General features: G+C 47.2%; 29 protein-coding genes. 12 read left to right on the plus strand and 17 right to left on the minus strand.

Features of this window, described 5'->3' with window-relative positions; translation table 11 throughout:
- Positions 1-70 precede the first annotated feature (70 nt).
- The gene (locus S2091_RS02685) at positions 71-337 is read left to right on the plus strand and encodes a type II toxin-antitoxin system RelB/DinJ family antitoxin (RefSeq protein ID WP_105530259.1); all 267 of its coding nucleotides are present in this window, start codon (positions 71-73) and stop codon (positions 335-337) included.
- Positions 324-605, plus strand: coding sequence for a type II toxin-antitoxin system YafQ family toxin (locus S2091_RS02690; RefSeq protein ID WP_105530260.1), 282 nt, complete (start codon positions 324-326; stop codon positions 603-605). The genes S2091_RS02685 and S2091_RS02690 overlap by 14 nt, the downstream gene beginning before the upstream one ends.
- A gap of 31 nt (positions 606-636) precedes the next feature.
- Here S2091_RS02690 and S2091_RS02695 read toward each other — a convergent pair whose 3' ends face one another.
- Both S2091_RS02695 and aptA read right to left on the minus strand, forming a co-directional pair.
- The gene (locus S2091_RS02695; protein ID WP_105530261.1) at positions 637-2142 is read right to left on the minus strand and encodes a CoA-acylating methylmalonate-semialdehyde dehydrogenase; all 1506 of its coding nucleotides are present in this window, start codon (positions 2140-2142) and stop codon (positions 637-639) included.
- A 33-nt stretch (positions 2143-2175) separates the two neighbouring features.
- The gene (gene aptA, locus S2091_RS02700; protein ID WP_105530262.1) at positions 2176-3525 is read right to left on the minus strand and encodes an omega-aminotransferase AptA; all 1350 of its coding nucleotides are present in this window, start codon (positions 3523-3525) and stop codon (positions 2176-2178) included.
- Positions 3526-3756: 231 nt separating this feature from the next.
- Between aptA and S2091_RS02705 the strand changes: the two genes are divergently transcribed.
- Together S2091_RS02705 and S2091_RS02710 are read left to right on the plus strand one after the other, a co-directional pair.
- Positions 3757-5355, plus strand: coding sequence for a DUF1800 domain-containing protein (locus tag S2091_RS02705; protein WP_243405296.1), 1599 nt, complete (start codon positions 3757-3759; stop codon positions 5353-5355).
- A gap of 253 nt (positions 5356-5608) precedes the next feature.
- Positions 5609-6829 carry a DUF1501 domain-containing protein gene (locus S2091_RS02710; protein ID WP_105530263.1) on the plus strand — a complete coding sequence of 407 codons (1221 nt, stop codon included), beginning with the start codon at positions 5609-5611 and terminating at the stop codon, positions 6827-6829.
- 127 nt (positions 6830-6956) lie between these two features.
- On the opposite strand, the gene S2091_RS02715 is transcribed toward S2091_RS02710, so the two are convergent.
- The 10 genes from S2091_RS02715 to S2091_RS02760 all read right to left on the minus strand — a co-directional run bounded on the left by S2091_RS02715 (position 6957) and on the right by S2091_RS02760 (position 14308).
- Entirely contained in the window at positions 6957-7139 is a 183-nt protein-coding gene (locus tag S2091_RS02715) for a hypothetical protein (RefSeq protein ID WP_105530264.1), read from the minus strand.
- A 79-nt stretch (positions 7140-7218) separates the two neighbouring features.
- Positions 7219-7512 (minus strand): high-potential iron-sulfur protein, encoded by a 294-nt coding sequence (locus S2091_RS24745; RefSeq protein WP_105530265.1) that lies wholly within the window; start codon positions 7510-7512, stop codon positions 7219-7221.
- A 194-nt stretch (positions 7513-7706) separates the two neighbouring features.
- Complete coding sequence (locus S2091_RS02725; protein WP_165794901.1) at positions 7707-8081, minus strand: helix-turn-helix domain-containing protein; 375 nt, start codon at positions 8079-8081, stop codon at positions 7707-7709.
- A 139-nt stretch (positions 8082-8220) separates the two neighbouring features.
- Positions 8221-9774, minus strand: coding sequence for a methyl-accepting chemotaxis protein (locus S2091_RS02730; protein WP_105530267.1), 1554 nt, complete (start codon positions 9772-9774; stop codon positions 8221-8223).
- 267 nt (positions 9775-10041) lie between these two features.
- Complete coding sequence (locus S2091_RS02735; RefSeq protein WP_105530268.1) at positions 10042-10440, minus strand: GFA family protein; 399 nt, start codon at positions 10438-10440, stop codon at positions 10042-10044.
- Positions 10441-10464: 24 nt separating this feature from the next.
- Positions 10465-11106, minus strand: a complete 642-nt coding sequence (locus S2091_RS02740; RefSeq protein WP_105530269.1) for a DUF6058 family natural product biosynthesis protein — start codon at positions 11104-11106, stop codon at positions 10465-10467.
- Positions 11107-11199: 93 nt separating this feature from the next.
- On the minus strand, positions 11200-11403 hold the full coding sequence (locus S2091_RS02745; RefSeq protein ID WP_105530270.1) for a hypothetical protein: 204 nt from the start codon (positions 11401-11403) through the stop codon (positions 11200-11202).
- Between the two features lie 110 nt (positions 11404-11513).
- The gene (locus tag S2091_RS02750; protein WP_105530271.1) at positions 11514-11810 is read right to left on the minus strand and encodes a hypothetical protein; all 297 of its coding nucleotides are present in this window, start codon (positions 11808-11810) and stop codon (positions 11514-11516) included.
- A 1-nt stretch (position 11811) separates the two neighbouring features.
- Positions 11812-12138, minus strand: coding sequence for a YbjQ family protein (locus S2091_RS02755; protein WP_105530272.1), 327 nt, complete (start codon positions 12136-12138; stop codon positions 11812-11814).
- An 82-nt stretch (positions 12139-12220) separates the two neighbouring features.
- A complete protein-coding gene (locus tag S2091_RS02760; RefSeq protein ID WP_207769592.1) occupies positions 12221-14308 on the minus strand; it encodes a M13 family metallopeptidase in 2088 nt (695 codons plus the stop codon).
- Between the two features lie 303 nt (positions 14309-14611).
- Between S2091_RS02760 and S2091_RS02765 the strand changes: the two genes are divergently transcribed.
- The 8 genes from S2091_RS02765 (at position 14612) to S2091_RS02800 (ending at position 20337) form a co-directional block, all read left to right on the plus strand.
- On the plus strand, positions 14612-15163 hold the full coding sequence (locus tag S2091_RS02765; RefSeq protein ID WP_105530273.1) for a hypothetical protein: 552 nt from the start codon (positions 14612-14614) through the stop codon (positions 15161-15163).
- On the plus strand, positions 15163-15411 hold the full coding sequence (locus tag S2091_RS02770) for a helix-turn-helix domain-containing protein (RefSeq protein ID WP_105530274.1): 249 nt from the start codon (positions 15163-15165) through the stop codon (positions 15409-15411). The genes S2091_RS02765 and S2091_RS02770 overlap by 1 nt, the downstream gene beginning before the upstream one ends.
- A gap of 531 nt (positions 15412-15942) precedes the next feature.
- On the plus strand, positions 15943-16617 hold the full coding sequence (locus S2091_RS02775) for a response regulator (RefSeq protein WP_105530275.1): 675 nt from the start codon (positions 15943-15945) through the stop codon (positions 16615-16617).
- Complete coding sequence (locus S2091_RS02780; protein WP_105530276.1) at positions 16583-18448, plus strand: sensor histidine kinase; 1866 nt, start codon at positions 16583-16585, stop codon at positions 18446-18448. Before S2091_RS02775 ends, S2091_RS02780 begins: the two co-directional genes overlap by 35 nt.
- 296 nt (positions 18449-18744) lie before the next feature.
- Complete coding sequence (locus S2091_RS02785; RefSeq protein WP_105530277.1) at positions 18745-18975, plus strand: hypothetical protein; 231 nt, start codon at positions 18745-18747, stop codon at positions 18973-18975.
- A gap of 44 nt (positions 18976-19019) precedes the next feature.
- A complete protein-coding gene (locus S2091_RS02790) occupies positions 19020-19517 on the plus strand; it encodes a hypothetical protein (protein WP_133166843.1) in 498 nt (165 codons plus the stop codon).
- An 87-nt stretch (positions 19518-19604) separates the two neighbouring features.
- On the plus strand, positions 19605-19946 hold the full coding sequence (locus S2091_RS02795; RefSeq protein ID WP_105530279.1) for a hypothetical protein: 342 nt from the start codon (positions 19605-19607) through the stop codon (positions 19944-19946).
- Positions 19947-20034: 88 nt separating this feature from the next.
- Positions 20035-20337, plus strand: a complete 303-nt coding sequence (locus S2091_RS02800; protein ID WP_105530280.1) for a hypothetical protein — start codon at positions 20035-20037, stop codon at positions 20335-20337.
- A 4-nt stretch (positions 20338-20341) separates the two neighbouring features.
- Here the strand turns inward: S2091_RS02800 and S2091_RS02805 are convergent, their stop codons facing one another.
- The 5 genes from S2091_RS02805 to S2091_RS02825 are packed head-to-tail and all read right to left on the minus strand — an operon-like array spanning position 20342 to position 24970.
- Positions 20342-21469, minus strand: a complete 1128-nt coding sequence (locus S2091_RS02805) for a VanZ family protein (RefSeq protein WP_105530281.1) — start codon at positions 21467-21469, stop codon at positions 20342-20344.
- Positions 21451-22074, minus strand: a complete 624-nt coding sequence (locus tag S2091_RS02810; protein ID WP_105530282.1) for an ABC-type transport auxiliary lipoprotein family protein — start codon at positions 22072-22074, stop codon at positions 21451-21453. Before S2091_RS02810 ends, S2091_RS02805 begins: the two co-directional genes overlap by 19 nt.
- 4 nt (positions 22075-22078) lie before the next feature.
- The gene (locus tag S2091_RS02815; protein WP_105530283.1) at positions 22079-23017 is read right to left on the minus strand and encodes an MlaD family protein; all 939 of its coding nucleotides are present in this window, start codon (positions 23015-23017) and stop codon (positions 22079-22081) included.
- A 7-nt stretch (positions 23018-23024) separates the two neighbouring features.
- Positions 23025-23849: an ABC transporter ATP-binding protein gene (locus tag S2091_RS02820; RefSeq protein ID WP_105530284.1), complete on the minus strand. Its 825-nt coding sequence runs from the start codon at positions 23847-23849 to the stop codon at positions 23025-23027.
- Positions 23849-24970: an MlaE family ABC transporter permease gene (locus tag S2091_RS02825; RefSeq protein ID WP_105530285.1), complete on the minus strand. Its 1122-nt coding sequence runs from the start codon at positions 24968-24970 to the stop codon at positions 23849-23851. The genes S2091_RS02820 and S2091_RS02825 overlap by 1 nt, the downstream gene beginning before the upstream one ends.
- Between the last annotated feature and the right edge of the window lie 5 nt (positions 24971-24975).

Raw genomic sequence — 24975 nt, forward strand, 5'->3', positions numbered from 1 at the left:
GTTTTTGCATTGCTTTGTAGTTCTGTTGTAGCTACAATAGGGACGAAATCATTCATTGTCAGGAGCTTATATGCCTACAACAGCTGGAGCATCCGTGGTTCGTGCCCGTATTGATACCGCGACCAAAGAGCGTGCTGCCGACGCGTTAGAAGCGATGGGGCTGACGATTTCGGATGCGATTCGCATGTTGATGCTGCGTATCGCTGATGAACAAAAACTGCCCTTTGATGTGAAAGTGCCTAGTGCTGCTCTTCGTCAAGCCATAACTGAGCCTGATTCTGGACAAAGTTTTGAGACTGTTGATAGCTTTATGAATTATCTCAATGCGGACGATTAAAGATTCCGCATCGTTTAAACGTGCCTATAAGCGTGTGAGCGCTACTCCGCAACATAAAGATGTTAACGCTTTACTTCATGCAGTTTTAAAGTTGCTGATAGTTGACTTGCCGCTCCCAACAAAAAACCGTGATCATGCACTGAGTGGAAAACTGTCGAGCTATCGGGAATGTCATATAAAGCCAGATTTGCTGCTTGTTTATGAAAAGCCCGATGCAACTATTTTGCGCTTGGTTTCAATCGGCTCACATAGTGAACTATTTGGCTAAAATCGAAAAAAAGTGCCCACTTTTATAAACATTAACGATTCGTCGGAAAACTAAACGTAGTACCTTCCCGCACACCGGCACTAGGCCAACGTTGTGTAATGGTTTTACGTTTGGTATAAAAACGCACCGCGTCCGGGCCGTAAGCGTGTAAATCGCCAAACAGGGAACGCTTCCAGCCGCCGAAGGAATGGTAAGCAACGGGTACTGGCAAAGCTACGTTAATACCTACCATGCCGACTTGAATATGGTCGCTGAAATAACGTGCCGCTTCGCCGTCACGCGTGAAGATACAAGTACCGTTACCGTATTCGTGGGCGTTAATTAACGCCATCGCTGCTTCTAAGCTAGTCACCCGGACGATACCTAACACCGGACCGAAGATTTCCTCCTGATAAATCCGCATGCCCGGTTTTACATTGTCAAACAGGCAGGCACCCAAGAAATAACCTTGCTCATGACCGGCAACTTTAAGGCCGCGCCCGTCGACCACCAAATCGGCGCCTTCAGCGACACCGATTGCCACATAGTCAGACACTTTATCAAAATGCGGCTTGGTGATGAGTGGGCCCATGTCGTTGCTGATGTCGGTACCCGGGCCGACTTTCATTTTGGCGATTTCAGTTTTTAAGCCGGCAATTAAGGCATCTGCCGTGGCGTCGCCAACGGCAACCACCAAAGGAATCGCCATGCAGCGTTCACCGCAAGAACCAAAGGCGGCGCCCATTAAGGCCGAAACCGCGTTGTTAATGTCGGCGTCCGGCATGACGACGGAATGATTTTTTGCGCCGCCCAAAGCTTGAACACGTTTGCCGTGTGCGCAGCCGGTGCTGTAAATATATTCGGCAATCGGGGTTGAACCAACAAAACTGACAGCTTGAATCCGTGGATCGGTGAGAATTGCATCGACCGCTACCTTGTCGCCGTTGACGACGTTTAATACGCCTTTCGGCAAGCCGGCTTGTAAGGCTAATTGTGCGATTAATAACGTAGAAGACGGATCACGTTCCGACGGTTTTAAAATGAAGGTATTGCCGCAAGCAACTGCCATTGGCCACATCCAGAGCGGAACCATGGCAGGAAAGTTGAATGGAGTAATACCGGCAGTAACACCTAACGGCTGGAATTCGCTCCAGCTATCTATCGATGGGCCGACGTTTTTGCTGTGCTCGCCTTTTAGTAATTCTGGCGCGTAACTTGCGTATTCCACGTTTTCTATCCCGCGCTGCAATTCTCCTTGCGCATCGTTTAAAACCTTACCGTGTTCATCGGTAATCAGTTGGCAAATCTGCTCTGCGTTTTGTTCCAATAACACTTTAAGACGTCCCATTACCTGAGCGCGTTTTAGCGCCGGGGTATTGCGCCAAGCCGGAAATGCGGCGTGTGCAGAAGCGATAGCGGCTTCCATGGTCTCCGCATCGGCCAACATAACCTGTTTGGTGGCTTCGCCGGTGGCGGGGTTGTAAATGGGCTGCGAGCGCGAGCCAGTGGTGACTAGTTCACCGTGTATCAGGTGGCCTACTTTAGTTGCGGATGACATTGTTATTCCTTCATTTGGGTATTATTGATTTTCTTAAGCCGTAGCACTAATTGCTTCACCGAGTGCATTTACTAAACTATCAATTTCAGACTTTTCAATCGTAAATGGTGGCGCTAATTGAATGGTATCGCCGCCGTAACGAACATAAAAGCCCTTTTTTAAACACTTCATTGCGATTTCATAAGGACGCTTGGCAGGCTCGCCCGGGAATGCGGCAAAGGTAAAGCCCGCTGCCAAACCGCAGTTACGGATGTCGGTAACATGGTTGGAACCCATTAAGCTATGCACGGCATTTTCAAAATAAGGCGTCAGGCTGTTTACCCGTTCCAGCATGTTTTCTTGTTCTAGCAATTTGAGCGTGGCAATACCGGCAGCGCAGGCAACCGGATGCGCCGAATAGGTGTAACCGTGCGGGAATTCCAGCATATAGTCTTGGCCGCCTTGCTCCATGAAGATGTCGTAAATTTCTTTTTTAACGACTACGCCGCCCAGCGGTTGTGCTCCGTTGGTGATTTGCTTGGCGAAGTTGAGAATGTCCGGAGTGACATCAAATTTTTCAGCGGCAGTGTAAGCGCCAACGCGACCGAAGGCGGTAATGACTTCATCAAATATCAGCAAAATATTGTGTTGTGTGCAAATTTCACGCAGGCGTTTTAAATAACCGACAGGCGGAACAATCACGCCAGCCGAACCGGAAAACGGCTCAACAATAACGGCTGCAATATTCGATGCATCGTGTAAGGCAATGATGTTTAATAATTCATCGGCCAATTCAACGCCGTTTTCCGGCAAGCCGCGTGTGAAGGCGTTTTGGGCAAGCAAAGTGTGTGGCAAGTGATCTGCACCAACCGCCTGGCCGAAGACTTTACGGTTAGCGGCAATACCACCCACTGAAATACCGCCAAAATTAACGCCGTGATAGCCTTTTTCACGACCAATTAATAAGGTTTTGCTAGCCTGACCTTTAGCGCGCCAATACGCCCGCGCCATTTTTAAAGAGGTGTCGGCTGCTTCAGAACCTGAGCCGGTAAAAAACACATAATCTAAACCGGCTGGCGTAATTTCTTTAATGCGGTTGGCTAATTCAAACGACAGCGGATGACCGAATTGGAAAGCCGGAGCGTAATCTAACGTCGCCATCTGGCGGCTGACTGCTTCCGTGATTTCAGTGCGACCATGTCCCAAACCGCTGCACCATAAACCTGATAAACCGTCTAAAATTTTGTTGCCTTGCGCATCAAAATAATAATTTCCTTTAGCGCCCACGATCATGCGCGGATTCGCTTTAAAGTTACGGTTGCCGGTGTAAGGCATCCAGTGTGCATCTAACCAGGCTGCATCTTGTCTGGTCGACATGAGGTGTTGTTGGTCAGTTTGAGTCATGTTTCTCTCCGTCATTAATGGTGATATGGCGCTGATTTTAGTGTGTAACATTACCCTACATAAATAGTGATTAGTGCAGGCTCACATGACGATTTATGCAAGTTAAAAAGGTGGTTAAACGACGCTGTCAACCAGGTGTCATTTGCTCCCGTTAATATTGTAGTAAAGCAGTGAGGTGAAGCGCATCGCTGCACGATATCCTCCTCTAAATAGTCAATACAGAAAGAAATCATGCAGTTATCTCAACTTTCTCATCAACGACTGCTCGCAGTTGGACTAAGGCGCGGCTTGTTGTGCGGCATGTTGGCTAGCTTGGTTTCGTGCTTAGTCTCATGTACTAATGCGCCGACAAACTCTGCTGGACCATCTACGGTAGTAGTTGGTACTAGCATGAGTAATACCAAGCCAGAATTATTGGTAGAGCGGCTGAGCTGGGGTATCAACACAAATAGTGCTCAACAAGTCAATAAAGTGGGCGCGACAGCTTATTTACAGCAGCAACTGCAGCTAGTTCCCATGCCAAATTCGGTAACCATGCCGCAAGCCGTGCAAGATCAAATTGCGGCAATGACGATTAGTCAAAAAAGTCTGGTGGAAATAGCGGCGGAGTTAGAGCAATTAAAGCAAGCCTCGGATGCGAATGGTGCAAGTGACGATGCGCGTAAAAATTATCAGCAAGAACTCAACCGTCTGGACAAAGAAGCGCAAAGCCGCGCCATATTGCGAGCCCTATATTCACCCCAGCAATTGCAAGAACAACTGTGCTGGTTCTGGTTTAATCACTTCAACGTATTTCAAGGTAAAGCGAATATTCGTGCCATGCTGGGTGACTATGAAGAGCAGGCAATTCGTCCGCACGTGCTAGGTCACTTCCGTGAGTTGCTGGCCGCGACGGCCCACCATCCGGCCATGTTGCGCTATTTGGATAATGAGCAAAACGCGATCAATCATCCGAATGAAAACTATGCACGTGAAATTATGGAACTGCACAGCATGGGCGTGGATGGCGGTTATAGCCAGCGTGACGTGCAGGAACTGGCGCGAATTTTAACTGGGGTTGGATTCAGTTTTAAAAATGAAGATCCACCGCGCTTAGGTAAATTTCAGGGCCAATATGTGCATCAGGGTTTGTTTGAATTTAATCCACGTCGTCATGATTATGGTGACAAACAATTCTTAGGCCACACCATTAAAGGGCGCGGTTTGGCTGAGGTAGATGAAGCATTAACATTGCTTTCGCGGCATCCTGCTACGGCACATTTTGTCAGTAAAAAGTTAGCGCTGTTTTTTGTCGGTGAGACACCATCTCCTGCTTTGGTAGATAGCATGGCGAAAACATTTTTAGCGACCGATGGCGACATTAAGGCAGTTTTAAGTACTTTGTTTGCGTCGGCTGAGTTTAATAACTCGCTCGGCAAACAATTCAAAGACCCGCAGCATTATGTTTTTTCTGCCTTGCGTCTGGCCTATGATGACAAGCCGATTTTAAATACCAATCCTGTCATTTACTGGTTGTCGCGGTTAGGCCAACCACGTTATGGAAAATTAACCCCAGACGGTTACCCATTAACTGCAACGGCCTGGGACAGCCCGGGGCAAATGACGACACGGTTTGAGATTGCTAAAGCGATAGGTAACGGAAGCGCGGGGTTGTTTAAGTCGGACAACGGCAATGAAAGCGCCGGTTTTCCTAAGCTAAGCAATGCGCTGTATTTTAATTATTTGCAATCGACATTAGGCCCAAATACATTGAAGAGTTTGGAGCAGGCGAATAGTCCGCAAGAGTGGAATACGCTATTACTAGCCGCCCCCGAAATGATGGTTCGATAAAAGTAGGGTTGTTCAGAAAAGTTCAGTATTGTAATCACAGCTAAACGCACACTAACGTCATCCTAGCGCAGGCGGGGATCCAGTTCGTTGATTTCAGGTTGTGTCAAATTAGTCATGCTTTGCATGAGGGAGGGGAGGCTGGATCCCCGACTAAAGCATTCGGGGATGACGTTGTTGGAGTTTATTGGTTTAACTGAAAGGGATTACCCACAGGGGTGCCCTACCGCATCACATAAGTTCTATGAGGAAAGTCATGAAACGCCGACAATTTCTACAAGCCATGGCAGCCAGTTCGTTGCCACTATTAAGCAGCAAACTATTCGCTGCGCCTTCTACTCAACCACGCTTATTATTTGTTTTCTTGCGTGGTGGCTATGATGCAGCTAGTTTGTTGGTGCCTACTTCGAGCACATTTTATAGCGAGGTTCGTCCCAATATTGGTATCGCTCGTTCTGGCACGGATGCCAACGCAGTGATCAGCTTAAATAGCGACTGGGGTTTGCATCCGGCTCTGCGCGATAGTATTTATCCTTTGTACGCCAAAGGGCAGGCGGCTTTCATCCCCTTTGCCGGAACTGATGATTTAAGCCGCAGTCATTTTGAAACCCAAGACAGCATTGAATTAGGCCAGCCATTGCAGGGTCGGCGTGATTTAAGCAGTGGCTTTTTAAATCGACTTGCAACGGTATTGAATAAAGACAGCAACAGCGTCGCGACAATGTCGTTTACCGAACAGCTGCCATTGGTCATGCAGGGCAGCATGCAGATTGCCAATGCCGGGGTTAAAAACGTTGGTAACTCGGCGATAGATGCGCGCCAAAGTCAGTTAATTGCCAACATGTATCAAGGAAAGGCGTTGTCCAAACAAGTTGATGAAGGCTTTGTGGTGCGGGATCAGGTCAAGCAGCAAATGGATCAGATGCAGGCCGAAGATAAAACCAAAGAAATGACGGATGCCAGTCGAAACGCCATCAGCACCAAAGGGTTTGGACTAGAAGCGCGCCGCATCGGTAAACTGATGCAACAACAATACGGTTTGGGGTTTGTAGATGTCGGCGGTTGGGATACGCATGTTAACCAAGGTGGCGCCAATGGCGCGTTAGCCACCAAGTTTAAAGAATTAGGAACGGGATTAGCCGCTTTTGCCGATGAAATGGGTAGCGCGTGGGATACAACGACGGTTGTTGTCATCAGCGAATTTGGACGTACTTTCCGTGAAAACGGTAACCGTGGAACTGATCATGGTCATGGCACGGTGTATTGGGTATTAGGCGGTGCGGTGCATGGCGGAAAAATCGTCGGTGAACAATGTGCGGTTGAGCAAAAAACCTTATTTCAGAATCGCGATTTTCCGGTATTGAATGAATACCGCAGCACGCTAGGCGGCTTATTTGCACGCATGTACGGTTTATCGCCTAAGCAGCTAGATTATGTTTTTGCTGGTGTAAAAGGAAATGATTTGGGCTTGGTGTGATGGTAAGTGATAAAGCTTGTTGAGTAAAAAAACAAATTAAATAATTGAAAATAAAACAGGCCGCAATAGCGGCCTGTTTTTTAATTTTGGCGCTTGAACAGCAATAACTTGCTGCGTTCCTGCTCATTTAGGCGGTGGTATTTACCTTGGTACCAACATTGCCGGAAGTCGCAGTGGGCGGCACCGGCGTAGTGACCTTGTTGGTATTTTGAGTATTACTCTGAGGGGCTTTATTTTGAACCTGCTTAGGAGGAGGCGTAACCGGTGTGGTGTGCGCGGTCTTCGTTACATTGCTGATTGCGGATGTCATAATTTTCTCCTATACCATCGGGCTTCAGCATTGTTAACGGCAGGTTTTAAAAAAACTTTATGCTGATCAATTCACAAGATTACTTCGGTTTGACCATCCATGCGATGCAAAAGCCATTTGGCGAGATTTCGGTATCGCCAGGAAATAGCTTACATCCTCCAAGATCCTTGGCTGATTTTCCAGGTACGAACTGGGCGCATCCGCTACATGACTTATCGCCGTTTGGCTTGTCCTGGTACTTCATTGCAGTGCGCATTCCGGTATTGGTCGCCGCACTAGCTTTGCCAGACAAAAACAGCAACGGTAATGCTGATAGCGCCAAACTTCCCAGCTTGATGAATTGACGGCGTGACGACATGTTTTTCTTTTGCATAATAATCCCCAGTAAATAATAAAAAATTAACTCAACAAATACGCTAGCGATTGATTTTTCCGGTTCATTCTTCTATCAATGCCGATTCTACTTAAAGTTTCGAACTGTTAACTTGTTCTATCGCAAGCTTACAGAGGACATCCGTAAAATGAAAGTGGGTTTTGCGATAAATTTACTGTTATTTTATGCGGTGGTTAAGTGTGTGGCTCTGCAATGAGGCTTTCGGCTGGGATGCCAAGCCCTGCGTGCAAGCGTCGGATCATCGGCAGTGTGAGGATGCGTTTTCGCGCCATGATTTCATACACCCGGTTGAGTTGCCCAATCATGGGCACCAAATCCTTAACGGTGAGTCCAGCTTGCTCTATGCGGAATTCAATCGCATCGATGGGGTCGGGCGGGGCGATCGGATAGTGCTTTGCTTCGTAGGATTCGATCACCATGAGTAGTAATTCGAAACGGTCGCCATCAACAGAACCTGGTTCTGGTTGCGCATTAAAAAATTTAGAAGCCTCGCGTAATGCTGACTGGTATTGATCTTCGGTGTGGATTGGTTTGATATCCATTGTAATTACTCCAGTTCGACAGTGGTCGCGTTAATTTTGTCATAGTCGGGTGTATCAATGCATTTGATGTACAGCCCTTTAATCACTTCATCATATCGCGCCTTAACTGTAGTCCCGTATTGGGACTGGTGTAATAGGCGCTGTCTTACCGCCCAGCCTCCAGCTTGAACACGCTCACGACTTCGGATAATTTTTTCGATTGATCTTGCATACTCTGCGCGGCAGCAGCGGCTTCTTCCACTAGCGCTGCGTTCTGCTGCGTCACATTATCCATTTGAATAATCGCTTGATTAATTTGTTCGATACCAGCGCTTTGCTCGTTCCCGGCGGAGGTGATTTCGTTGATGATGTCGGTCACGCGCTTGACGCTGGCAACCACCTCGTTCATGGTTGTACCGGCCTGATCCACCAGTTTGGCGCCGATGTCGACTTTTTCCACCGAGTCGCCAATCAGCGTCTTGATTTCTTTAGCTGCTGCCGCAGAACGTTGCGCCAGATTGCGCACTTCCGACGCCACCACCGCAAAGCCGCGGCCTTGCTCTCCAGCGCGGGCGGCTTCCACTGCGGCATTCAATGCCAGGATATTGGTTTGGAAAGCGATGCCATCGATGACGGAAATGATGTCGACAATTTTTTTGGATGATTCATTAATCGAGCCCATGGTGTCGACCACTTTCATGACGACCGCGCCGCCGCGAACGGCCACCTCGGACGCAGAATAGGCGAGTTGCTTGGCCTGGTTGGCATTGTCGGCATTTTGTTTGACGGTACTGGTCAACTCTTCCATTGAAGAGGCGGTTTCTTCTAATGCACTGGCCTGCGCCTCGGTGCGTGAGGATAAATCAAGGTTGCCGGAAGCAATCTGACTCGATGCAGTAACGATGGTATCGGTGCCGATGCGTACTTCACCGACGATGCTGACCAGATTTGCATTCATCTCCTTCAGCGCTTGTAGCAACTGACCGATTTCGTCGTTTGAATTAACCTCGAAGCGGCTGCGTAAATCGCCGGCGGCGACTGTTTTGGCAATATTCAGAGCTGCAATTAGTGGTGTGGAGATGGAGCGGGTGATTACAAAGGCGCCAGCAATACCTAATAATGTTGCCGCTATGCCCAAGCAGGTCATCAATATTGTCGCGGAACCGATGTCATGCTTTACTTCTTCACCGCCAGTAATAGCGGCTTTTTTCTGTATATCGCTTAGGGCAGCGATGAGATCTTGAAATGTATCCAAATTAGGTAACGTTTCCGTGTTCATCAAGTGGATTGCTTCCTCTTTCTTGCCTTCATCAATTAATTTTCCGACCTTACTGAATGAACTCACATAGTTGCTGCGCGCCTCCTTGATTTTAACCAGTAGAATTTTTCCTTCTGGAATATAGATCAGTTTTTCCAACGCATTCAGGGCATCGCCAACCGTTTTTTTATTCGCTTCAATATGTGTATGAATGCTGTCAATTTGTGTTTTGTCGGTGGCGATTAACAATTCCAGCGTGCGGCGGGCATTGTCGCGTGCTGTCACATTGACGATGTTGGCGTTTTCCGCTTTGGCCCAGTCTTTTTCAATAATTCTGTCGATGGTTGTGCCAATATCGGAAAATCGACTGAGCGCAATCACAATGATAATAACCATCATCAACAGCACTACTCCAAAGCCAACATTTAGCCGAGTGCTGACCTTCATCGTTACGTTACCCATTGCATTCTCCTTCATTAATATTGCTTGTATCGCGACGATGCCCAACTTGTTTCGATGAAAATGTTTTCTCAAGGCAACAACTGACTGCGCCACTTGCTGGTTTGTATAAGGTAAATCTGTGTTTGTGCGAGCTGGTGATGTTGGGATTTTTTTAACATCAATAGGGGATGGGGCTGCTTTCCAGATTCAATTCTAGGACAAATTGATTTTTATGCTGATGTATTTGCACTGCCGTGCTTGTGGTAAAAAGCTAAACTTTGTGAAAGATTATTCCTCGGAATTAGCTTCAGAAGTACCGGCAAGACCGTCGGCCAGGCTGATCCAGCTTAGCTTGCTTTCCATGTGGATGTGTTTTTCTGGCGGCAGGGATTCGGGGTTGTCGAGACTGCAAATAGTGAGGTCGATCTCATCAGGAGTATCGACGTGTTGAAAGCTTAATTGCGTTCCGCAGTCAGGGCAGAAACAGCGCAGCCCCTGTTCGGTTGACTTGAACTGGGTCGGCGTTCCTTGGGTAAACTGAAATGCCGTGCGCGGCACCGTGAACCAGCTGACGAAGGGAGCGCCGCTAGTTCGACGGCAAATTGAGCAGTGACAGTTAACTAGGTGAGAGGCGCTACCTTCCGCCTGATAACGAACTAAGCCACAGTAACAGCCGCCGGTTAGCATTTGGCGCTCCATTCTTTGTTGAAATTACAGACTATAGTTAATTCGCATCTGGTCGATCAAGCGGTGGCGGGAGCTGCGCAGCACTTCGTGTGGTGCGAAACTGCTGCTGGCCTCATCTAGCAGATTAACGGCAACCGTTAAACGCGCACGTTCAGTTTGAGACAGAATTGGATTAGCCCGCAGTTCGGTGATTTGATTAATGATCATGATCGCTAATTCCTTTGCCGCGATGTCTTCCGGCAGCCCGGATTTCGTACACAAGCCATAGATGCCAGCCAAAAAGTGCGTCCACTCGCTGGTGATATGCGCATCGAGACCGGCGTTGAGTTTTTCGTTGTGTGTTCTCAGATCAAGGGCGGCATACAGTTGCCGCAGCCGTGCTTTGTAGCGATCCGAAAAAAGGCGAAACGCATCGGCACTTGAAGTAAGGGGGCGAATTTCGGCTATCCAGCCAGCGTAGCTTTTCGCGTAATAGTCCAGATTGGCCTGTTCTTGATGTAGTCCAAAAAAGGAATTACATGACAGGTCGAGTTTCAGGGAGTAAGAAGGGCGTGGCATTAAACCCTTCAGTTGCAGAGTTTCCAGTTCGCTCAAGTCAATTTCACTGGCCACCAGTAATTGCTGTTGGGTGAAAAATTCGTTATTTAAATAGTGAATCAGTTCCATCTGGCACTTTCAGTTGTTCATTGCGCATTTGCGTAAAAAACACGATTAGTAATCATCAATTTCGGCACGTTTTTCATCGGACAATGAAGAAATTTAATTTTCAACTAATACTTCATTTAAAACTATAGAGGAGCAAATGCTGCATTTTCCTTCAACAATTATTTTTCCATTTTCTTCATATTCGATTGGATCTTTTAGTCCAAAATCAGCCGCATTACATTTGTCACACCACGTATTTTTCATCATCCAAATTTGTTCGTTCTCTGAACGATTGCAAAAATTTCGATTATTTCTCATTCAAGTTTCCTAACAAAACAATTGGAATTAATAATGGAAAACCGCATTTGGCCATGTCTCGCCAGTAACAAAATAGATTGACCAACAGCTCACTTCAGTATCGCAGCCATTCATCTGTGCTTCGAACTATCATCAACCTGCACATAACGCCGCTCGCCTGTTTTAGTCTGATAAAGCACTCGCGTCAGTTTGCCGGTTTCCGGGTCTATAAATTGTTCGTCGGTTTCCTGCCAGTCGTCATGGCCGGAATCTATCGGTTGATAACGCCAACGCTCAAACAGCACGGAGGCTAGCAGTATCACGCCCCAAATCAGTATTGGCAATGCGCCTGAACGACCTGAAAGGACGCAAAAAAATCCGATAGATGTCATCAATAGCGCAATGATTAACAGTGCTTTGCGTAGCATGTTAAGTGCTCAGTTTTTCAACCACAACGACGGTACCGTAAGCCACGATTTCGCTCATGGTCTGGCCGATTTCAGATGAATCAAAGCGCATCATAACGACCGCGTTACCGCCCATTTGTTTGGCATTTTTTACCATGCGGTCTATTGCATGGCGGCGCGCTTCTTCGAGTAGCGAAGTGTATTCCGTGATCTCACCGCCAAAAATGGAACGTAGCCCGGCCATAAGATTTCCAGCCAGGCCGCGGCTTCGCACCACCACGCCGAAGACTTGTCCTTTGGCTTCCAATACACGGTATCCGGCAATATTTTCAGTGGTAGTTATTAACATGATGTGCCTTATTTAAATGGAATTTTAAATTTGAAAACAGGGTGGACACGGTTTTGTTCCCACCCTGAATACTATTAACTCATTACCAGATTTTTACCCGTTCATTCGGTGCTAAATACAATTGCTGGCCCGGTTGAATGTTGAATCCGTCGTACCAGGCATCTAAATTACGTACTGTTAAAGCGCGGTAATGGCCAGGTGCGTGGCCGTCACCGATGATGGCGGAACGTAATACTTCATCGCGCATTTTGCCACGATATTTATAGGCATTGGCTAAGAAAAACTCTTGGTCGGTTTCTTTTGTTGCTGTTTGTCCCTTTTGCTTCATCGCCGCGTGATAAGCGTCAAATGCCGCCATCAAGCCGGTTAAGTCGGCAATGTTTTCATCTAAAGTTTGTTCTCCGTTGACGGCAAGATCTGGGAACGGTTTGTAGCTGGAAAACTGATCGGCGAGCGCTTTAGCGGAAGTTTGGAAATGGCTTAAATCGTCCTTAGTCCACCAGTTACGCAATTCGCCTTTAGCGTCAATCATGGCGCCGGTATGGTCAAAGCTGTGGCTGATTTCATGCCCGATGGTGGAACCGATAGCGCCGTAATTCACTGCGTCGCTGGCATTGATATCAAAGTTAGGGAACTGCAAATACGCGGCTGGGAAATTAATCGCGTTTTGCATCGGCATATTTACGGCGTTGACGGTTTGCGGCGTCATGCACCATTCGGTCACATCAACCGGTTTGCCGAATTTAGCCAATGCATTTTTATAAGCAAATTCTTGTGCACGCTCGCCATTGCCAAAGGCGTCTTTTGCATCGACTGTTAAGGCAGAGTAGTCACGCCATTTATCTGGGTAACCAACACCCACATAAAACGAGTTAATTTTAGCCAGCGCTTCTTGTTTGGTGCTGGCCGACATCCAGCTAATGTTGCTGACCCGTTCTTTAAAAGCGGTTAATAACACGCTGACCATGGTATTGATTTTGGCTTTAGCTTCAGGCGAGAAATTTTGCGCTACATATAATTTTCCGACTTCTTCACCCAGCGCAGAATTGGTTGCGTTGACGGCATATTTCCAGCGCGGTAACGGCGCTTTGGCACCAGTCAAACTACTGCTAAATTTGAATTTTTGATCAAAGAAAGCTTGCGGCAAGACCGACGTGTGCTGATTCAGAGCATGGAAGCGTAAATAGTCTTTCCAGGTTTCTAGCGGGGTGGAAGCAACCAGCGCGGCGCTGGATTTAAATGCGGTCGGATGCCAGACGATGAAGGATGGTTGTGCGGCTAGTCCTGCGGCAGAGAAGTAAGCGTTCCAATCGAGGCCCGGCGCTTGCTTGGCGAACGCAGCGCGGCTCCAGCTGTTGTCGGCTTTGTCCATGTCGGACGAATCTGAGCGTTTGGCGTGTCCTTGGGCGATGCGCATTTCTAAATCAAATACCCGTTTAGCGGCTTGCTCAGGTTCGGCAATATTGGCGAGCTTGAATAGCGCGGCAATATGCGCTTGGTATTCGGTTCTGATGTTCGCCATTTTCGGGCTGGCCGACAAATAGTATTCGCGGTCCGGTAAACCTAAGCCGCCTTGCAACAGATAGCCGGTGTACTTGGTGTGGTCGTGAAAGCCTTGCGCGACCCATAAACCGAATAAGTTTTCCGTGAAAAATGAGGTGGCATTGAGTGGATCAACATCCGCGCGCAAGTGTTTGCCCAAGTAAGTAGCCAAGGCGCTTTTGTTGCTGATGCTGGCGATGCTGTGCAATTGTGGTGCTATCGCTTGCAAGCCGCGTTGATTGATTGCGTCGGTATTTAAGTACGCCGCGTAGTAATCGCCGACTTTACGCGCCGGGCTATCAGCGGGTGCTTGGGCGGCTTGCTCAATAAGTTTCAGGACAATAGCGTCCGACTCATCTTTTAAAGTTGAGGTAACGCCAACCGCCGATTTGTCGTTGGGAATGACGGCGGTTTTTTCCCATCCGCCGTTGACGTAACGATAGAAATCATCGCCGGGTGCGACCGTTTTATCCATACCGCTTTGCAGCGCGCTCACTGCTACGGGAGCCGAAGCGGGTGTCGTTTCGTTAGCGTGTGCGACGAGTGTGGTGGCTGGTAACGCTAGCATCAGCTGCATGCAGAATAAGGCGATGGGTTTTAAGCGCAAGTTGGTTTTGGTGTTTTTCATTGGTATTTCATCTCCATGTTTTTGTCGTGGTCGTGATGGAATGCGGACTTGGCCCGCAAGGTGCAAAGACGTTATTTTAGAGTTGATATGGAGGAATAAGTAAATAACCAAAAAAACGAACTTAAATACGGAAATTGCAGTATTTTCCTAATATGCTGCTGAAAGGCAACAGTTTTTAAGTATATAACACGCTGAAAAGCCCCAACTCAAATTTTCTAAGCTACTATATTTGACGCGAGACGAACCCTGTAGATTATCGTTTTACAGTAATTAATTAAAATAATACAACAAGCGAATCAACCTATGTCAAGACAGATACTCACCTTACCTGTACTGTGCCGCGTGCTACGGTACGGTGTCGGTACTTTACTTATAGCAACTTTAATTGCGCATTTTTGGGTTTGGCTATCACTGGGTGATGTTAAATTAGGCACGTTCACTTTCCTGATTCATTCCGGCGATTTAGATGCCAAGGAGTTGTCTGAAATGCCGATCTTAATACGCGTGTTGACCATTTTGGTCTCATTGCCCGCCTTATTCTTTTTAACCGTAGCGCTGATACGGTTGCTGCGGTTAATGCACTTTTTTGAGAAGAAAGAAATTTTTGTCATGCCGAGCATCCTGTTGTTGAAAGGATTTTCCGGCGCGATTTTCTTATATATTTTGTGTTCCATGGTCGAGCCAGTGGTACGCATGTTGGTTTTTACGCTGGTCGGTAGTACTCAGGGGCAAGAGTTAGTGTTGCACTTGACCGATTCATTTGATGAGCTTTTACTGTGCGGAATGTTTTACGTTATTGTTCGCATCATGGAAGAAGGCCGCCGTTTGGCCGAAGAGAACAGCGAGTTTATCTGATGCCTATCTTGATTAATCTTGACGTTATGCTTGCCAAGAACAAAGTTAAATCGAAAGAATTGGCCTTGTTTGTTGGTATTACCGAGCAAAATTTGTCTCTCCTAAAATCCGGCAAAGTGAAAGGTGTACGGTTTGACACCCTGCAAAAAATTTGTGAACGGCTGAATTGCCAGCCGGGTGACATACTTGAATATCGTGCGGGCCCGGTGATAAGAAAAGATGCAGAAGAGGCGTTAGAGAGCTGCTAATTTTCTACAATTGCCCGAACTGAGCAGTAATCATAAATATGTATACACCGGTATATATTTGTGAATTTGGCTTAAATGAAAAGTAAATTCATTGGGCTTAAAATATACTGGCTTAAAATTATTTTTTATCGACTGGAAACCCATTGGACGAGCCAATTTTTGGTTCTATTCATTGGGAGTATGTGATTACGTATTTTTTGTTCCCGCTGCGCTATTTATTTAGAGTGGGGCGGGAGCAAAAAGAGGTGCTTCGCCCTGCTGGGCGAAGCTGTTTGTCAGCTAAGTGTATGCACCTCAAATCCCCTTGCTTTAGCCTGCCCATCCGACGATGTGCTCACGGCATCCTTTTATCCTCCTCAATTTTTGCATAAACTCTTCTAAACACGATTAATCGCAGTAGTGAGCCGCAGTTAAAAATGCGATAATGCTTAACCGCAACGCGGGGGTTTTTCCGCATCCAATCCCGCTAAGAGTGTTTGCCCATGCAGCTCTCAGCTAAATTGCATTTTTACGCTTTTAACGAAAAATAATATGGCGACTAAAGTAGCAATTATTGAAGACAATGTGGAATTTTTAAATCGATTCCGCCAAGTCATTCAATCCGATTCAGATTTTGCTTTTGTTGGTTCCGCCAGCAATGGCGCAGATGGTATTGCGCTCATCGACAGTATTCGCGCCGATGCCTATCTGGTTGATCTGGGCTTACCAGACATCAACGGCATTGAACTGATTAAGCATGCGGTAAAAACGTATCCGGAATGCGATGTTATGGTGATCACCATGTTCGCCGACGATGCGCATGTCATCAAAAGTATCGAAGCGGGCGCAACCGGTTATATTCTGAAGGACAGTTCTAGCTTAGATATTCTGGACTGTATTCGTACCCTGCGCGACGGCGGATCGCCCATCAGCCCGATGATTGCGCGCCGGATTCTGCAGCGGTTTCAGCCCGTTACCATCAATCCAGCGCCAGTAGCAGAAAACGCACCCCCAATCATTCCATCCAGCGAGCTACTTTCCGAACGCGAATATCAAGTGTTGCATGCGCTTTCCAAAGGCTTAAGCTTTAAGGAGATTGCTGCTAAATATTATATTTCCACCCATACGGTGGCAAGACACGTCAAAAAAATCTACCGCGTGCTAGCGGTGCATTCACGCGGAGAAGCAGTTTATGAAGCCACAAAATTGGGCATTCTCAGCGCCTGATTGTCGGGGCGCTGTGAATTTACTGGCTACCCTATTTTTAGTGTTCTGCTGCACATTGGCGCAAGCGCAAGAGCAGGTAAATGCGCAGCAGTCGGTCAGCCGGATCAAGCAGGCCGAATTCATCATCTCTGACTCCCCAACCATCCCACCCGCCAGCGCCAACTGGCAACCGGTATTGTTGCCTCACCACGTTCCTAAGCCGGCTGATTTTGAATTGATTCACTATTGGTACAAAACCACTTTTGAAGTAAAGGCGGGCAGCGAACCACTGTGGATGCTTTTTCCGCAGCTTCTCAGCGGCGGTGACGTGTATGTGAATGGCGCTTTGATTGGCGAAAAACCATCGGCCAGTAAACGCGCCCAAGTGCGTTGGTATTTACCCGAGCTGTGGCTGATCCCGCCGCTGTCGCTGCATGAAGGTAGTAATGAAATTGAAGTCAAACTAGCGATACGCGAGCCGTTCACCAGCTTCGGTGAAATTGACATTGGCCCGGAAAAGATGCAGCGCAACACCTTCAACCAACTCTTGTTCTGGGAAGACACGACGGCCGATATTTCCACCGCATTGTGCATGTTGGCAGGCATCTTCATCATTATATTTTGGGCTCGTCGGCCGCAAGAAAAACTCTATGGCATGTTTGGCGTCTGCGTGTTGTTCTGGGGGCTGCGTACTCTATTATTAAGAACTCCGGTTGTTTCCATCGATTTTTTCCTGCTATGGCGTTTTTCTTACTACTTCACCACGGCAGGTTTTATTGTCCTGATTTCGATCTTTATGCTCAAATTCAGCGACCGCAATAACATCGTTTATAACCGAGTCTTAATTGGCTACTGGTTCATCGGCTGCACGGCATTTTTGGCCATCGGTATGCCGATTCGCCACTTTCTCGAAGCCTTCTGGCTGACCGGATTTTTACCCTTAAATTTATACGCGGTTGCCTGTATTTTAATTTACGCGGCACGCCAGCGTACCCATAATGCCGTATCAATGGGATTAGCAATTTTGTTTGCGCTGGGTTTATCTGTGCACGATTTAGCGGTTCAAGAAGCGTGGGTCGATTGGCCGGAAATCTATCTGATGCATCTGGGTATCCCTGCGTTCTTATTGGTGATGATAGGGATTTTGCTGGATCGTTTTCTGGATAGCTTGGCGCAGGTTGAGTCGGTCAATGAGCAGTTGGAATTGCGGGTCGCCGCCAGGGAAGTCGAGCTCAAGCAAAGTTATGAGCAGTTAGGTAAATTAGGACGCGCACATGCGGCGACCGAAGAGCGCCACCGGATTATGCAAGACATGCACGACGGTGTAGGGACGCAATTACTTTCAACCTTGATGATGGCGCAGAGCGAAGAATTACCTCAAAAAACGATGGTCGCGCTGTTGCAAGAATGTTTGGATGACATGCGTCTGGTGATTGACTCCTTGTCGCCGGACGATTGTGATTTACTGCCCGTGCTGGGTAATTTCCGCTTCCGCATGGAGGCGCGATTTCGTGCCATTGGTTTGAATTTTGAATGGCGTAATCACTCCATCCCCGATGAACTGGAATTGGAGCCGGATGCTGGGCTGCAAGTGCTCAGAATACTGCAGGAAGCGTTGGCCAATACGCTGAAACATTCGCAAGCAAAAAACGTAATTGTTGAATTGTTTTTTTACCCGCATTCGCTTTGCATTCGGATCATCGATGACGGCGTTGGCTTTGTTGAAGCAACCCAATCGAAAGGGCGCGGCATGATCAACATGCGGGCTCGCGCTCAAAAAATTGGCGCTTCATTCAAGATCAAACATACCTCGCCTGGAACTGAAGTCGTTTTAGACATCCCTCTGCTATAAACGGACTTACACAAACCGTCCCAACCGCGTTGCCCTCTTCTTGCTGGAACACAAGGCGTGAGTCTTAAACGATCACGCCATGTTTCTGTAAATCACTAAATATTTGCGCAAATCCGCAAAAAATCCCCTATTTATTATTTTTTGGATAATGAAAACACTTCAAAATGCCCTATTTAGGGCATTGATAGGCGCTTGTCAACTCTGTATGCTTTTTAACCTGTTGAACTAGAAATTGAACTCAACATCTGTCAGGTACCAAATAGCGTTAAAAAACACTGCAAGGGAAGGGAGAGCGTGTGATAAAGAAAAAAAATAGGCAATTAACTGAATTATTGGCGTCAACAGATATCGTGATACCGAGCTTGTTAGGTAAAAATTTTCGAATTGAAAATGACGTCAAAATTTATCAGGTCGTTGGAATGCGATGGCGCAGTCAGGAAATAGTGCTTAAGGAAGAAGCCACAGAAAAAATGCGCACGATGGTTGGTGATGAGTTTTTACGGTTAGCCACAAGAGTTGAGGAATAAGTTGTTTGGCTAAATTCTGATAACAAGGAAGTCTGGGGTTGCTTTTGAATTTGTTTAATTTATTTGGGCACTATTTTTGGGTAATTTCTATCGTCGTCAGTTTGCAGGTTTTCTGGCAGTCGGGCGCGGTGCGTGAGAGATGTAAAAGCGACGTGGAATTCGCTATCGACGATAGCAAAGTGCGCTGGAAATTATTTTTGTGGATGTGCGCGCCCTGGTTTGCGATGGGCATAGGGCAGAGGTTCGGTGGAGTGCCAACGGTGTGGCATTTTTTAAAACCCGGTGATGGAAATCCGTGGGTAGCATTGTTTTTCTTGAGTGTTTTTGGGTGCTGGCTATTAGCAGCATATTGGGTCTATTTAAGAGATGGAGCGAATGCCATTGTTGAGCATCAATTAATAAGAATAAATGGACTGACAGGGCAGGTAAAACTGACTCCTAATAAAGTCAAACTAGTTGTTGCACTGATGCTGATAGGTGGTATTGCCGCTGCGTTGACCATGTTTTCAAATCACATGGTAGTCCCAATCGGCATCGACTAAATGGAATGCGTAAGTGATGTACTGGCATCGCATTCAGTAAAGCGATTAGTCAAAAACAATCCGAAAAACTAATGAACAGAGATTCACATGGATATCACCATTTCTCACCAAGATTTTAAAACGCAGCTGTTGGAAATTAGAATTTCTGGATTTTTTTGTAGTTCGCGGGTATTGCTGAACGGCGTTGAGGTTAAGCGCGTGCAGGGTGTGTATACCGTTTTAAATGATGTTGGATATGAAGTTGCGATTGAACTTAACAGTAGTCTTCTTAACCCGATTCCCATTGTCCGGGTAGACGCTGAGAAAATTAATTTAGCTAATGCAACAGAATGGTCACAATTTACAGGTTGGGGAAAAACGTCACCATTACAACGTTTCAAATCTAAAGTCAGGATGCTTTTGATGTCATTTCCTTTGAAAAAAGTTTGAATGAATTTAGATAACGAATCCAGATACTTTAAGGCTGATGAGGCTTTTGTTCGACTTGGCCGATACCAAACGGAAAGTGAGCTGAACCATGATGCAGACAATTTCTAAAATGCAGGCAGAAGATGAAGAAAATTTGCTGTTAGCAAAGGCCAGAGCTAGGGCCAATTACCTAGATCATCTGAAACTCCAGATGCCCAAATGGAATGCAAAAGCGCTGTGTATTGAACTTGCAATCATTGTCGTTTGCTATGCTTGCGTAGCTATTTATAACTGGTTATTTAACGCTTCCATTCCGCCAGTTCTCGGTATCATCACCGGCGCCGTTAATGGCTGTCTGGTCGCCTGGTGCATCACTCGCACAGAGCCGAAATCGAAGAAAGACAAACGCTAAACGGTCAGGCTGGGTTAGTTGATTTTGCCGGTTGATAATGCAGCAAAAACCAGATCGCTAGCCACGGCCACAAAATAGCTAAAAATTGCGCCGCGCCGTTAAAGTTCAAAAATTTACCCTGCACCCAAGTGGATAAGGTATCTGTGAAATACGGATTGCCAGGTACAAAATTAATCACCAATAAACTGATGGTGAGCATAAAAATAGCCAAATGGCGCTGCACCCGTGCCGGCGTAAATGCCAGGCCATACAACATCAGACATCCCACCAGCAGCCCTGCCTGAGCGCCCGGCGAGAACCAGGAATAAGCATGTTCCGGTTTAAATAACAGTGCCAACGCCAAGCTTTTAACGCCGAGGCAAATAAAAATCAGCAGTGTGACTAAGCGGGCTTTAGGTGCTTTGGGCTGCAGCAGGCAAAGAAAAAGTAGCACCGCGCCGATTAAGCCGCAACAAGTAATAATGGTTTCAGAAAGCCAGTATTGTTCTATGCTGAGTTGCGCGCCCTGGCGTATAAAGCTACCTAGATCAATTGGAATTCCCAGATAAATATTCAGCCAGTTGGACAACACCGGAACGAGCTGACCTAAACCAAACATATAACCCTGCGGGTAAATTTGTGCCAATGGCCAGAGTGCGACAATAATTAATCCATTACTCATGCTAGGCACAAACCAGCGCACCCGGATCTGCCTTAATAAGTCCTTTTGCAGTAGCCAGGGCGTTAATACGCAGCCCATAAGAATGCCGATAAAAAGTCCGCTGCAATTGGTAATAAAGTCGAGAATTGACGGAACCCGGGACGGCAAATAGGTTTGCACGGCTTCCATCGTGCCGGATACCAAAGAACCAGCCAGCATACATAGAAGTGCTGCCCACCGACGCGGTAACCAAGGGTAGCAAGCCAGCATCAGCAATATGCCAAAGGGGATATAGCCCAGCACATTGATGCTGACGTCAAAAAATGTCCAGTAACGCGGCAGTGCTTCACTAAAATAAGCTAAGGGCGATAAACCTATGGTGTGCCAATCGGAAAACGGATACCAGCTGGCATACACAATGAGGAATGTGTATGCCAGTAAAGCCACCCGAACCAGTGGCGAAGAGTGTGGATTTACTGGGGTTGCTTGCATAGCCAAATGTTGACATCATTCATTAATGCGCCAGTGGCAATGCGCATAGCTTGCGCGCCAGCTTGTGCATCGGGCGCGTTGGCATTGGCTTGTTGTTGCAGGGTAGTTTGAGCTAGCAGAGTACCTTTGCGGATGAGGGAGGCGCGTAATTTGAGTTGTGAATAGCTGTGCGTGGTATCGCTAAAATACTGGCTGAAATCAACTAACTCCAACCGTAGTTGCATGCCATTGGCATTGTTCACGCCATTATCAATAAGCGTTGCGCCGCTATCCGTCAGATGCGCTTTAATGCGCTCAGTCAATAGCTGTGCAGGCGACATACTCCAGCGGTTATTTGCGTAGGTAAGTGCTTGCTGGTCATTGATATACGTTAAGCGATACAGCATGGCGTTACTGTCCAGCGAATTTGGACTTGTGATGTCCGGCAAATGGATCGCTGGCAAAGTGCAGGTGAGCGGAGTGGATGCAGTCGGTGCGCCGAAATCGTAATAGCTTAGCGTGGTTGGCGCGCTGGCACAGGCCTGCAAAAATAGCGGTAATAGTGGGATCGCGGCGTACTTGAGCAAGCGGGAAGAAGAGAGCAGGTAAGAATTCGTTTTCATCATGGCCTTATTTTTTAGGTTCTACAAAACCGGCTTCACCTGGACCTGCGCTTGCTGTCGGTTTGCCAAAAATTAAAATTTGCGGACGCTCTTTAAGCTCTTCCATTGTTTTATTAAAGGTGCGCATGGAGTTGCTGGTTTCGCTGGTTAAGATCGTAATCTTTGGCAGCGTTTCAGATTGCAGGTTAGTACTTAAATCGCTCAACGTCGATAGAGTGTGGTTAAGCGGGCCATCCGGGTCTTGTAATTGTTTGGCTACGCCAGTCATTTGCTGACTTAACTGGGTTGCATTTTGCGATAACTCTTGCACCGACAACAGCGTCTGATTAGTTTGGTGAACCAGGTCCGGAATAAGCTGCAGGCTTGGGCTTAAATCATCGGCCACTTTAGTCCAGCGTGCGGTCGCCTGAGCCGTATTGCTAAATGCTCCTAACATGGTTTTCTGATTTTCTGGCGTGAAAAATTCCGCCAATCGTGCCGAAACCAATTCTGCATTGGCTAAAATAACGCTGCTGCTGCGCTCCAGCTTTTCTAATAAACCAGGCTGCAACGGAATGCGTGGAACTGTTCCCGCTGCCACGTTCAATTTTACCGAGTTGCTACCATCATCATCTAATTGAACAAAAGCGATGCCTGTGACACCTTGATAGCCCAGCGTGGCGAAGGTAGATTGAGTGATTGGGGTGTCGGGATCAACGCTAATATTAATGATAATTTGCCCTGCAACTTTCGTGTCGAAATCGATATTATCAACACGACCCACAGCCAGGCCTTTGTAGCGCACCGAGGCTTGCGGGTTTAAGCCGGAAATGGCGCGACTGGTGATGATCTGGTAATCAATCCGTTGGGTTTTATCACGGTTGAGCCAAATCCCGGCGAAGATCGCGGCGCATAGCATGGCGATAGTGAAAAATCCGGCCCAAAGGGCATGTGATCTATTTTCCATAATTATTTTATTCTGTGTTTTGTAAAGCAGTTAAGGCTCGCTTGCCGCGCGCGCCTAAGAAAAATTCTTGTATAAACGGATGTGGGTGCAAAATAACTTCATCGGTAGTTCCGAGTGCCACAACGTGTTTGTCAGCAAGGACGGCAATGCGTGAAGAGAGTGCAAACAACGTATCCAAGTCATGCGTCACCATCACTACTGTTAAGCCTAGTTCTTTATGTAATGACTGAATCAGACTCACAAACGTTTCCGACGAATCTGGATCAAGCCCGGCGGTTGGCTCATCTAAAAATAATAGTTCAGGTTCCAGAGCTAAAGCACGCGCTAACGCGACGCGCTTTACCATTCCGCCAGATAAAGATGAGGGCATTTTTTGTGCATGTTCTGGCGCAATGCCGGCCATATCCAATTTTAGGTATACGGCATCTTTAATCAATGCTTCGGGCAAAATTCGCAGTTCACGCATCGGCTGCGCTACGTTATCAAACACCGACAAGGCGGAATATAACGCACCATGCTGGAACAGCATTCCAGAGCGGCTGCGAAAGTAGGCAACTTGCTCAGACGTGGCGTGATGAATGTCTACCCCAAAAATAGTAATAGTGCCTTGTTTAGGTGCTTCTAGCCGGAGCATTTGCCGCAATAGTACCGTTTTGCCGGTGCCAGAACCGCCAACAATGGAGAGGATTTCACCGCGATAAATGTCTAACTCTAAATGATTGTGGATGACCGTGCGCCCAAACTGGGTGCGCAAATGCTTTACCTGAATAATCGCTTCAGCGTGCGGCGCCGGTTGGGGTGTGTTCACTAGGGTGTTCAATGTTGTGCTCATTAATAATACCCGACGCGACTAAATATGATCGCAAATACGGCATCCAAAATAATCACCATGGTAATGGCGCTGACCACGGAAGTGGTCGTGCCTTGTCCTAAACTTTCGGTATTGGGTTTGATGCGTAAACCAAAATGGCAGGCGACTAAAGCTATCGCTGCGCCAAATGCCACGCCTTTGCCCAAGCCGATATAGTAGTTAGAAATTGGCACGACTTCAGGTAGTTTTTGGATGAAAAAACGTGGCGACATACCTAAAATAAAATTGGCTGATAACATGCCGCCGATCAGCGCCATGGCATCGGTCCAAATGACAATGAGCGGCATGGCAATCGCCAGCGCGATGACTTTGGGGAAAATTAACCGGAGGCCGTGTGGAATGCCCATCACTAACATCGCATCCAGCTCTTCCGTGACGCGCATTACGCCGAGCTGCGCGGTAATCGATGAGCCAGAACGGCCAGCCACCAAAATCGCCGCTAACATCGGCCCCAGTTCACGGATAATACTCATGCCTAAAATGTTGACCAAATAAATATCGCCGCCAAAGGTGCGTAATTGTTGCGCCGATAAATAAGAAAGCACGACGCCGATTAGGATCCCCACTAAAGCAGTAATGCCCAGTGCACGAAACCCCATGTGGAAAATGTTGGCTGAGATTTCTTTCCACGGCGCGCGATTTGGTCGGCGTAGCACAGTCAGTAAATCTAAAACCAGTTGACCCAGCAATACTATAAACGCAAACAGATGCGAGATAAAATCCAGCATCAACGTGCCAAGCTGCATCACCGAAGTGAGCCGTGACTTAGGCGGTTTCGGGATTTTTAACTGGTTGGCCAGTTCTAAGCGGCTAAAAAATGCTTCTTGTGTTGGTAACAAAATCAGTTGCGCTGGTCTGGTTTTTCCCCAGCAATTCCACAACATTTGCGCGCCGATATGGTCGAGTGCGCTGACTTGCGATAAATCCCATTTGAGCTGTGTTTGGTGACCTAGCTTAGTGAGCGACGCAGTTAATTTTTTCATTAACTGGCCCTCCATAAACGCATGCACTTGCCAGCAGCCAGTGACCGCAATCGTTGCGGATGCTGATTCAATTAATTGTGGCGTTTCCGGTTTAATCATTCGCT

The organism is Solimicrobium silvestre, assembly GCF_002976435.1.
Classification (GTDB): domain Bacteria; phylum Pseudomonadota; class Gammaproteobacteria; order Burkholderiales; family Burkholderiaceae_D; genus Solimicrobium; species Solimicrobium silvestre.